12 protein-coding genes and 2 tRNA genes are annotated in these 11592 nt (G+C 39.1%); all 14 read right to left on the bottom strand.

Annotation, left to right across the window (positions count from 1 at the left end; genetic code table 11):
• Positions 1–212: 212 nt before the first annotated feature.
• Positions 213–284, bottom strand: a tRNA-Glu gene (locus ACYQY7_RS10340).
• Between the two features lie 23 nt (positions 285–307).
• A tRNA-Met gene (locus tag ACYQY7_RS10335) sits at positions 308–384 on the bottom strand.
• 134 nt (positions 385–518) lie between these two features.
• Positions 519–911 (bottom strand): S1 domain-containing RNA-binding protein, encoded by a 393-nt coding sequence (locus ACYQY7_RS10330; RefSeq protein ID WP_006323664.1) that lies wholly within the window; start codon positions 909–911, stop codon positions 519–521.
• Between the two features lie 94 nt (positions 912–1005).
• Entirely contained in the window at positions 1006–1377 is a 372-nt protein-coding gene (locus ACYQY7_RS10325) for an FtsB family cell division protein (protein WP_461201948.1), read from the bottom strand.
• A 19-nt stretch (positions 1378–1396) separates the two neighbouring features.
• Positions 1397–1996: a spore cortex biosynthesis protein YabQ gene (yabQ, locus tag ACYQY7_RS10320; RefSeq protein WP_461201947.1), complete on the bottom strand. Its 600-nt coding sequence runs from the start codon at positions 1994–1996 to the stop codon at positions 1397–1399.
• Positions 1997–2004: 8 nt separating this feature from the next.
• Complete coding sequence (yabP, locus tag ACYQY7_RS10315) at positions 2005–2298, bottom strand: sporulation protein YabP (RefSeq protein WP_461201946.1); 294 nt, start codon at positions 2296–2298, stop codon at positions 2005–2007.
• A 66-nt stretch (positions 2299–2364) separates the two neighbouring features.
• Positions 2365–2622 carry an RNA-binding S4 domain-containing protein gene (locus tag ACYQY7_RS10310; RefSeq protein WP_461201945.1) on the bottom strand — a complete coding sequence of 86 codons (258 nt, stop codon included), beginning with the start codon at positions 2620–2622 and terminating at the stop codon, positions 2365–2367.
• Between the two features lies 1 nt (position 2623).
• Positions 2624–4075 (bottom strand): bifunctional methyltransferase/pyrophosphohydrolase YabN, encoded by a 1452-nt coding sequence (gene yabN / locus ACYQY7_RS10305; protein WP_461201944.1) that lies wholly within the window; start codon positions 4073–4075, stop codon positions 2624–2626.
• A 2-nt stretch (positions 4076–4077) separates the two neighbouring features.
• On the bottom strand, positions 4078–5634 hold the full coding sequence (locus ACYQY7_RS10300; RefSeq protein WP_461201943.1) for a putative polysaccharide biosynthesis protein: 1557 nt from the start codon (positions 5632–5634) through the stop codon (positions 4078–4080).
• Between the two features lie 63 nt (positions 5635–5697).
• The gene (gene spoVT, locus ACYQY7_RS10295) at positions 5698–6234 is read right to left on the bottom strand and encodes a stage V sporulation protein T (protein WP_461201942.1); all 537 of its coding nucleotides are present in this window, start codon (positions 6232–6234) and stop codon (positions 5698–5700) included.
• Positions 6235–6428: 194 nt separating this feature from the next.
• A complete protein-coding gene (gene mfd / locus ACYQY7_RS10290; protein ID WP_461201941.1) occupies positions 6429–9941 on the bottom strand; it encodes a transcription-repair coupling factor in 3513 nt (1170 codons plus the stop codon).
• 56 nt (positions 9942–9997) lie between these two features.
• Positions 9998–10228: an anti-sigma-F factor Fin family protein gene (locus tag ACYQY7_RS10285; protein WP_461201940.1), complete on the bottom strand. Its 231-nt coding sequence runs from the start codon at positions 10226–10228 to the stop codon at positions 9998–10000.
• 66 nt (positions 10229–10294) lie between these two features.
• The gene (pth, locus tag ACYQY7_RS10280; protein ID WP_461201949.1) at positions 10295–10858 is read right to left on the bottom strand and encodes an aminoacyl-tRNA hydrolase; all 564 of its coding nucleotides are present in this window, start codon (positions 10856–10858) and stop codon (positions 10295–10297) included.
• A 57-nt stretch (positions 10859–10915) separates the two neighbouring features.
• Positions 10916–11542 (bottom strand): 50S ribosomal protein L25/general stress protein Ctc, encoded by a 627-nt coding sequence (locus ACYQY7_RS10275; protein ID WP_461201939.1) that lies wholly within the window; start codon positions 11540–11542, stop codon positions 10916–10918.
• Between the last annotated feature and the right edge of the window lie 50 nt (positions 11543–11592).

Here is an 11592-nt window from a genome sequence, read left to right as displayed (position 1 = left end):
ATCAAATTTCCAATTTCGATGACGTTTCACCTTGACATATTACCGCAGGACTTTTTTATGCATTCGTCTATTACCTTGTATTATACAGACTGAATTATCAAAATTTTGTCAAAAAAAGAAGATGAATCACATAAATGTTTCGACGGAATATCACAAAAAATGGCTTATATAAACAAAAAACACCAATTTCGTTACGAAATTGGTGTTTTTAATGACCCGTACGGGATTCGAACCCGTGTTACCGCCGTGAAAGGGCGGTGTCTTAACCACTTGACCAACGGGCCGTTTATGCAATATTTACGCAATTTGGTAGCGGCGGAGGGAATCGAACCCCCGACCTTACGGGTATGAACCGTACGCTCTAGCCAGCTGAGCTACGCCGCCACGCAACGACACCTTTAATTCTATTATGTTTCTCCGATAAAGTCAATAGTTTTTTGATAAAATCCAAACGAAAAAGCATCCACTAACGAAATGGATGCTTATATAAACTGCCTCATGTCCCATTCGGCAGCAAGTTAACCACGTCGAGCACCACGACCCCCTCGTTTAGATTCGGTATGGCGTTTAAGGGATGCTAAACGATCTTCACTTTCTTTTAAGAAACGGCTAATTTTCTGCTCAAAGCTTTCTTTTGAAGCGCGATCGTTTCCTTTATTGCGCGGACGTGAAGCTTGTTCCTTTGCCTTTTTGATCGATAAGCCAATTTTTCCATCCTTCTCAACATTAATGACACGAACTTCGACAACATCGCCTACTTTAAGATGTTCGTTGATGTCTTTTACGTAGCTGTCTGCTACTTCACTAATGTGTACTAAGCCTGTCGCGCCTTCTGGTAACTCAACAAACGCTCCGAATTTTGTAATGCCCGTTACTTTTCCCTGTAACTTGCTGCCTACTTCAATTGACATAAAAAAAGTGCTCCTCCTTAAAATCTGAAAAATCGTTTCTTTCATTATACATAATGAAAAAAACAAGTGTCAATAAGCCTTCTGCCCATCTTACTTACTCCTCAGGAGTAATAAAAATAATTTCTCCTTCTTTCGACAAAAAATATTGTTTTCGAGCCAATTCGGCAATATATTTATCATCATTTAATTTTTCGATTTCTTCTTTCAATCTTTTTTCATCTTGTTGCAGCGTGCGTAACTTTTCTTCTAACTGTTCTTTCGTTTTTAGTTGTTCATCAATCGCGGCAGATTGTACCATCATCGTATATAAAAATAGCGAAGAAGCGGCTAACGCCACCGTTGCCACAATACTAAAACGGACCATCTTCTTTTTGCGACGTCGTGCCTTTTTATATTCTTGTTTTTCTTGTTGAATGACATACGACGTTTGTATTTTCTTCACTTTACTTCTCTGTGGGGCGCCCATGTTTTTCACCGCTCCTTCTTTAATTACCCTTTTTTTTAAATGTATTCGCTACTTTCATGAAAAATCCTTTTCCTATATGAAAGAAGCGACCTGCAGCTGCTTGAAAGCGAAAAGGGGTTCTTCCCCAAATGAAACGTCCGATCCATATAAATGGTCGCAATAAAAATTGTATACATCCATAGATTACTTTATATAAAATTTTACCAACTGACAAAACAACATGACAAGTAGTGATGAATAAAAAAACAAAAAAACGGTAAAGAAGTCGGAGTGGAAGTATGATGATATAATAAAGTATTCGGACAATTAGACGATATAACGTTACAAAAATGTGAATAATTTTTTGCAACAAACGAACGTACATACGCTGGAATAAAGCCTGGTAAGTAGCATATCCACATAATATGGCAAAAAAAATGTACAAGCGAACTTGCCCATTGTTAATGACTAATAATGCGTAAAATACATATAACGCTTGCACCACCCAAAAAAGAATGTCTGCAATCCATACGATGAGCCGATGACGCTCGGAACGATTGAATATGTGCGCGTATGTGTCAAAGCATGCCCCAATGATCATTCCGATTCCGACCATCGCAAGCAAAGTTGTAAATTGCATATGCAAGCTCATTTAAACAACTTGCTAAAGAATCCTTTAGCTTTCTCCGTATGATGTTCGTCTAAATAAATGATTTCAAAAATTTTACCCTTAATTGAGACAATTCCTTTGTCTACATCTAAGTTTTTCATTTGTAAATTTTGTCCTTTCACAGACAAAAAGCCCATTACCGTTTCCAGTAGAAATTCTTCATTATCGAAACTTTCTACTTGTTTTACACCGGTAATTTCTAACGTGCGCCGACTGCGCATGACAATGTCGTGTTCTTGAATCGGCCCTTTACTTCCCATATTTTGAGTCATCGACGTCTCCCCCTCACAACGATCGTTTGTACAAGTGTATGAGGGGGAGAAATAGTTTAGAACAAGCTATTCTACTCGCTCTTCTTTTACAATTTCATATAACGCACTCGCATCTTCTTTTTTCACATGTTCTTGCAATTCGACCACTTTCACTGTCACATGTTTTTGACCAAATTGAATCATAATTTCATCACCTATTTTTACTGTTGAACTTGCTTTCGCTTGCTGACCGTTAATAAATACACGCCCTTGATCAGCGACTTCTTTTGCTAATGTTCTCCTTTTAATGAGCCGAGAAACTTTCAAAAACTTATCGAGTCGCATATTACAGCCCCTCCCTTTTCGCTTCTTCCCATATTTCATCTAATTGGTGTAACGAATATGTGTTCCATTCTTTTCCTAACTGTTTCACTTTCTTTTCAATATATTGAAAGCGACGGTAAAATTTTTCGTTCGCCATCGCTAACGCTTCTTCGGGATTGACTTTATAATATCGACATACATTAATCAACGCAAATAGTAAATCCCCGAATTCTGCTTTTAGTTTTTCTTCATCCATGTGATGAGCTTCTTGCTTTACTTCATTTATTTCTTCTTCCACTTTAATCCACATCGGCTCTACTTCCGACCAGTCAAACCCAACTGTTGCGGCTCTTTTTTGGTATTCATATGCGCGCAACGTACTTGGTAGCGCTTTGGCAACATCGTCAAGCAATGAATGATATACATGTTCCTTTTCTGCCTGCTTGATTGCTTCCCAGTTACGTACGACCTGTTCCGCATGCTCGACATGAACGTCTCCAAATACATGCGGATGACGGCGAATCATTTTTTCTGTAACGGCTCGGATGACATCATCAATCGAAAACATTCCTTCATCTTCGCCAATTTGGGCATGAAGCATCACTTGCAATAATACATCGCCAAGCTCTTCAATCATATTTTCATCATCTTGCCGATCAATCGCATCAAGAAGCTCATACGTTTCCTCAAGCAAATACTTTTTCAGCGACTCGTGCGTCTGTTTCCGATCCCAAGGGCAACCGTTAGGTCCACGCAGCGTCGCGATCACACGTCTTAACGTAGTAAAATCATGATATAACAACTCTTCATTTTCTACTTTTGGCACATAAACACTCGTTAAATTGCTTACGGTTATAACCCGATCTAGTTCGTATAGTGGAACTTTTTCGATTCGTTCTTGCTTGCTTCCAGCCGCATAAACGATAAAAACAGAATAATCATGCGGTAATTTTTCTAATAACGCCAATTTTACATCGGAAGCGATAAATGAGTCGTATACTTGGCAAAAAATGATATGATTTCTTAATTGAATTTCGTCCGATTGAAACGAAGTAGCATCAATGAATTGAAACCCTTCAATCGGATCGAGACGAACAGCAGTAAATAAAGCATCAAGAAAACTTTGTCCTCCCTCTACACGAATAGAAATATGATCTTGTTTTTCAAGCAATAACCTTACTGTGCGCTCAGCAACAAGCGGATGTCCTGGAACAGCGTATACGACATCCCCTTTTTTCACTTCTCCACATAAATGATCAACAATATGCTCATACACTTGTTCAAACTGATCATATTTTTCGTATACATCGTCAAACGATTGAAAATATATTCCTTCTTCCTGTAATTGCGCAACAACGGGATGATCTTTTGTTCGCAAAAAGAGGCGTTTCGCTTGTTTTAATGTGCGATACACACCGAAAGACAACTGGTCTATATCTCCCGCCCCAAGACCGACAATTGTGATTGTACCCATGACTATCCAGCCTTTCTTTGTTTTATATTTATTAAGTAACGCCCAAATGGCAAAGCTAACAATTCGTTTTCCGCAAAAACTTCTTTTTTAACGATCATTATAATATAAACAAACGCTCCAATAAAAACGCCAACAACTGCTTGAAACGACGAAAATAGACGATCTTGGTGAAATGGCAACTCGTTCGTCAATATGATATATCCAGCTAAAACTATTGCCATCATCGCTGCAGCCTGTATCGTTTGAATGATTATAGAACGCGAAAGCAGAGGACGAGGTATTCGCTTTTGTACATAAAAAAAGGCGATGGCGCACATGACAACATATGCAATAAATGTCGCTACAGCTGCTCCTACTGTATGCCATAAAGGAACGAACACGACATTCAGCACCCATTTTGCTATCATGCCGATACAAACGACGAGAAACGGGCGAAATACATCTCCAAGCCCCTGCAAAATAGCAATAAACGTTAATGTTAAAGAAGTAAAAAGAATAGAAATAGACAAAATCGTCAGCTCGATTGCACCAACATGATCTTTAAACAACATCATATTCGCTTGCTTTAATATACAAACTAAACCAACTGCAGCCCCCATTCCGATAACAAATGCCAAGCGAACAGCCGTATATATTGCATTACGTTCTTTTTGTTTGCCCGATAACATCGGTACAAGCGCTAACGAAAAAGAAGTAGCTACTACGGTTCCAAGTTGAATGAACGGTTGACCACGATCATAAATTCCTTTCGCCGTTTTAGCTAACTCATGTAATCCTGCTTGTTGCAACAAAGGTAAAAGGGAAAATGAATCGACGAGCTGAATCAAAATAAGTACCATATTTGCTAAACAAATTGTCACCCCGTGAACGGCTAAAAATAAAAGCACTTTTCTTTTTTCTTTTATTGGAAGCCATAGCTGGGTATGAACATCCATTCCCTTTCGCAACATATATGCAACGAGCACAACGAGGGCAGCAAAACTCCCTATAAGTGAACCAACCATCGCCCCAGCCCCTGCTTCATAAACGGTAAATCCGCGATGAAGCAAAAGAGAAGAAAGGAATAAAATAAAAAACACACGTACGAATTGTTCCACTACTTGTGAAACAGCTGTCGGAACCATCTCTCCTATCCCTTGAAAATATCCGCGAAAAACAGAAGTAAATGGGAGAATTAAAAAGACAAATGAAATGGCTCGAATGAGCGAAGCTAATTGGTGATCCCCCATGACCATCGCTAGCGATGAAGCCCCAAAATAAAGAGTAGAAAACATAATAACGCTCATACATGACAAAAAATAAAAAGAAAGCCGAACAACAGCAAACGTATATGTAGATTGTTTATTTTCAGCAATAAGTTTTGAAATCGCAACTGGATAACCATACGTTGACAAGGCGATAAAAATGCCATAAAAGGGATAAACTTGTTGATAAATATAAAATCCAATATCACCTACAATATTTTGATACGGAATTCGGTAAAAAGCACTTAATATTTTTGTAAATACAGCAGCGACCATCAACACAAGCGCACCGCGCAACCAATCCCTTTTTTCCATATACTTCACCTTTTTTCGATTACATATAATTATACATCAAAAAAAGGTAGCGAGATGCTACCTTTATTGTTCCATTTGCCGAGCAAGGAAGCTTGCTGCAGTTTCTGCTGCCTTATGCTCTACTTCACTAAGCGTTTTATCTTTCGAGAAAATAATGACTGCTCCGATTGGATCTCCTCCAGCAATAATTGGTGCAACCACGTATGATTGCATATGTTCCTCATGACCTTGGGCAAATGATACACTTTTTTCTTCTGTATGCAAAATAGACTGACGATCTTCCATCACTTTTTCAACAAGCTCACTTACGCTCCTATTTAAATACTCTTTTTTCGATCCGCCTGCTACCGCAATAAATACATCGCGATCACAAATAAGAACAGGTTGTCCTAAACTGTCAAAAAGAGCCTCAGCGTACTCTTTTGCAAAATCACCTAGCTCACTAATCGGCGAATACTTTTTCAAAATGACCTCGCCATCGCGGTCAACAAATATTTCAAGCGGGTCTCCTTCACGGATGCGAAGTGTTCTGCGAATTTCTTTCGGAATTACAACTCGTCCTAAATCGTCGATTCGTCGAACAATACCTGTTGCTTTCATCTATCGATGCCTCGCTTTCATCTAGTGATTAAAAAATGGCACTGGTGAAGCAGTTGAATAATTCACCATTGTTGTGATTAGTATCCGTCACAAATAAAGTTATATACACAGTAAAGGGGGATTTTTTTAAAAGTGAAAATCCCCCATCTTCATCATTGCCACTTATTTATAAACAATAAACATGAAGCAATCAATTATTTTTTATCATATTTTAACCCTTTTAGCAACTCATAAACGATCATTAACCATTGTTGCGGTTTCATTCCTTTTGTATGAACAACAATTTTGAAGCAGTCTCCATCCATGCCGAAACCAACATTTCTGCCATACGGTTCGCCGAGCTTAAACAATTGACTAACAGCAATTTGCTTTGTCGTTTCTTGTGAAAATAAAATTGTAATTTCTTGCTTCGTCTGCTTAATGGACTGAATGAGATGCTGTTTCGCGTATATTTTTATTTCGGCAATTTGGAATAAATAAGCTACTTCGTCCGGATAATCACCGAAGCGATCTAACATTTCTTCTCGTAATTGTTCGAGTTCTTCTAACGAATCAAGCCCACGGAATCGCTTATACATCTCGATTTTTTGTTGTTCGTTTGCAATGTAATGCTCTGGGATATACGCATCAATCTCTAAATCAATCTCCACTTCAAACGGCTTTTCTTGCTTCGTTCCTCGTCGTTCTTCAATCGCTTCTTTCAACATTTGAGAATAAAGCTCAAAACCAACGGAATCAATAAATCCATGTTGTTGTGCCCCTAGCAAGTTTCCTGCACCTCGAATGGACAAGTCGCGCATTGCGATTTTAAAACCGGATCCTAGCTCTGTAAATTCTTTAATGGCTTGCAATCGCTTTTCTGCTATTTCATTTAACACCTTATCTTTCCGGTACGTAAAATATGCATACGCAATGCGATTAGAACGTCCTACACGCCCTCGCAATTGATATAGTTGAGAAAGACCCATTTTATCTGCATCATAAACGATTAACGTATTCACATTTGGAATGTCAACACCTGTCTCGATGATCGTCGTGCTCACTAATACATCATACTGACCTTCTAAAAACGCAAGCATGACCGCTTCGAGTTCATGTTCGGACATTCTTCCGTGTGCATATGTCACGCGAGCATCTGGTACGAGCGCTGAAATTTCTTCTGCCTTCCGATCGATGTCTTCAATGCGATTATAAAGGAAAAACACTTGTCCTCCGCGCGCCATTTCTCGTTCAATCGCTTCTCGCACAATGATCGGGCTATATTCCATTACATATGTTTGTACAGGGAAACGATTTTCCGGAGGTGTTTCGATGACAGATAAATCGCGGACACCGATAAGCGACATATGCAGCGTACGTGGGATCGGTGTAGCGGTTAATGTTAATACGTCGATATTTGTTTTTAGTTGTTTAATTTTTTCTTTATGAGCGACACCGAATCGTTGTTCTTCGTCAATAATTAATAAACCTAAATCTTTAAATGATACGTCTTTAGATAAAAGCCGATGTGTTCCAATAACCATATCAATCGTGCCATCTCTTAAGCCTTGAATCGTTTCTGCCTGTTGTTTTTTTGTACGGAAACGGCTTAATAAACCGATGTTAATCGGATAGCCCTGAAAACGTTCACGAACTGTTTCGTAATGTTGTTGCGCTAAAATCGTCGTTGGTACGAGGAATGCAACTTGTTTTCCATCCATAATCGCTTTAAATGCCGCTCGCAACGCTACTTCTGTTTTTCCGTAACCAACATCTCCACATAGCAACCGATCCATCGGACGTTCGCTTTCCATATCACGTTTAATCTCACGAATGGATCGAAGTTGATCTTCTGTTTCTTGATATGGAAACGCCGCTTCAAACTCCCGTTGCATTTCATTATCAGGTGAAAACGCATACCCTTTGCTCGCTTCACGCTCGGCATATAACTTCATTAAATCTTCGGCAATATCTTGAACAGACGACTCGACTTTCTTTTTTACTTTCTTCCACTCTGTTCCACCTAATTTATAAATTTTCGGCTCTTTTCCTTCTGAACCGACATATTTTTGAACGAGGTCCATTTGATCAACAGGAACGTATAACGTATCATTCCCTTGATATTGAATATGAATGTAATCTTTATGAATGCCGTTAATCTCTAGCGTTTCGATTCCTAAGTATTTTCCGATCCCATGATTAACATGAACGACATAGTCACCGACTTTTAAATCTGTATAACTTTTAATTCGTTCGGCATTCGACAACTTTTGACGCCGTAAAGGACGCTTCATTCGCTTTTTAAATAGCTCTTCTTCTGTAATAACAGCTAGTTTTTGCATCGGCAATTCAAAACCTGCAACTAAACTAGCCGAAACAATTTGACATTTCCCATGCAGCAATACATCGTCTTTCCCCATTTGAACGGCATCAATATCATAATCTTCTAACGTCTGTTTCAGTTTTTTCGCTCGTTCTTCATCTCCTGCTAGTAATACAACAGCATAATTCCCCTTTTGCCATCGCTCGATTTCTGCCTTCAACAATTGCATCTGACTATAAAACACTTGCATTTGTTTGCAAGATACATTGACAATGTTTTGGGGATGTGTATATGGAATATGACGTAAAAATAAAGATAAGTAAATCGTTGATCTCATCCGCTTTTGCAATACTTCTGGGAACGAATGAGAAATCGAGACACTTTGCACAATTTTTCCTTCTTCTAATAAATTCGTGTACCATTCTGCCTCTTCTTGCTCCAGTTTTTCTGCTACTTCTTGAATACGACTCATTTCATCGATGATAACAACACCGTTTTCTGGAATATAATCTAGCAAACTTGCAACCGAAGGATAGAAGAGTGAGAAATATTTATACATTTCTTCAATTGATTTTCCGTTTTTTAACTGCTCTAATTCAAATGAAACATGTTCAAATAAACGATTTTTTGTTTTTTCATCATGAATATGTTGTAGCGTATCATGAAATTGTACCTCTAACTGTTGAATCGCTTCGTTTATATTTTGTTGTTCAACGATCAATTCTGTTGCCGGTCCGATCAATATTTCGTCCATTTCAGCGACTGAACGTTGATCGTCGACTGAAAACGTCCGAATCGACTCGATCTCCACATCAAATAGTTCAATACGATAAGGAAGCTCGGCTGTAAGCGGATAAATATCAATAATGCCTCCTCGAACGCTAAATTCCCCGGGAGTCGAAACAACAGATACACGTTCATATCCCATTGCAACAAATTGTTTCAAGCAATGTTCCACATCCATTTGCTCACCGATGCGAAAATGAAGTTGGTAACGTTGCCATACATCTTTCGGTGGCAATAGTCGTCGGAGGGCAGCAATAGGAGCGATGACAATTCCTTTTTTTCGTTCACACCAATAGTTTAACACCTCTAAACGTTGCGCCCTTAATTCTGGACTAGCTACAGCTAATTCAGCTGCAATTAATTCATTGACAGGATAAAGAAACACTTCTTCCTCATCAATTAATTGAATGAGGTCGTCATATATTTTTTGGGCTTGAAATAAATTGTGCGTTACGATGCATAAAGGACGCTCAGTATTGTCATATAAAGAAGAAATGAAAACAGAACGGGCAGAGCCAGATAAGCCGGTTACAAGCTGCTCCTTTAACCCATTGCGAATCCCTTCTGCAACCGATTGCATCTCCACATGATTGATAAAATATTGCCGTAACCCTCTCAAAAAATTCCCTCCTCTCCAAACATAAATACAAAAACGCTTTGGGTTCCCAAAGCCAATCATTGAATAAATTTCTCATATTGATGAAGATCGGGATTCCGATCTAACGCTTCTTGACAATCTTCACAAATCGACTTTACACAAATTTCCCCTGTCGGAAGATATTGAATCATATCTAATCTTTCTTCTTCTGTTAGTCGATGAAAACCTAATTGCTCACTCTCTAGCTTGAGCGCATCAATTGTTCCGATTTTCACGCCACAATGACGGCAATAATAATGTAATGCCATACTTGTCCCTCCCAAATGGTTGTTTTAATCGAATACATTTTGAACCATTTAGTCGGGAATTATTCATTACTTGTTGAATTCGTTCATCACTTGCGCAAACGGAATTTGCAACGATCGTTCGCATGCATCCGCCGCCTTTTGAACGGCTTGTTCGATTTTTATTTTTTCTTCAGCCATCCATCGGCCTAATACATAGTCGCTTACTCTCATCCCATTTTTCGGTCGATCAATGCCAATGCGAATGCGTTTAAATTGCTCTGTTTTCAAATGGTGAATAAGTGATTTCACGCCATTATGACCACCGGCGCTTCCCTTTGGACGCAAGCGAACCGTTCCCGTTGGTAAATCTAAATCGTCATAAATAACAATGACTTCATCGACGCTAATACCATAATAATCAACTAACGGGCGAACACATTCGCCTGATAAGTTCATATATGTAAGCGGTTTGCACAATATGACCTTTTCACCTAAAACGTTGCCGCTTGCAAATATACCTTGGAACTTTGTTTGGTTAAGCGCAAGCCCCCAGCGACGAGCGAGCTCGTCTATCACCATAAATCCTACATTATGTCTCGTTTGCTCGTATTCTTTCCCAGGATTACCTAAACCAACAAACAGTTTTGTCATTTCTCCTGCTCCTTCTCTCCATACTGCAAAAGACGTAACCAATGATGGCTACGTCCGTCACGGCGTTGTTTCCCGTCCTTCTTCCGATTCTGGTTTTCCCGGCTCTTGTTCTTCACCGCTATGAATTTCTTCTTCTTGTTTCGGTGGCAAGATGGACGCAATCACTTCTGTCGGATCGTGATTGACTTCATAAGCACCGTTTGTTTGAATATGTGAAACTGTAATAACATCGCCTACTTGCAAATTCGTTATATCTACATCAATGGATGGCGGGATGTTTGACGGTAATGCTCGAATGGATAATTGATGCATCGCCTGTTGCAATACGCCCCCATCTTTGACGCCAGCTGCTTCACCAATGAGATGAATAGGAACGTGAACATCTATTTCTGTTTTGGCATCAACAGCTAAAAAGTCAATATGAATAATATCTTGACGAATCGGATGTTTTTGCATATCACGAACGATGATACGAATGTGATTGTCATTCATTTTTGCGTCTAAAAGACCAGTACCGCCCGTAGACCGCAACTGCTTCAAAAACTCAGCCGCATCAACAAAAACCGATTCGCTATTCATCGCTTTCCCGTACAAAACAGCCGGAATATGGCCTTGCTTCCGCATTTGTTTCATATAGGAACGTCGATGATCTGGACGTAATTGAAGTTGTAACAATGAAATCACCTTCCTATTTTAGAATCGCTCATAGCTTCCCCTAAAATAGGAAGGTCTAA

Source organism: Anoxybacillus sp. TBDG-1 (genome assembly GCF_054815885.1).
Note: the sequence above shows the minus strand (reverse complement) of the source record. Positions and strands in the feature narration are given on the sequence as shown.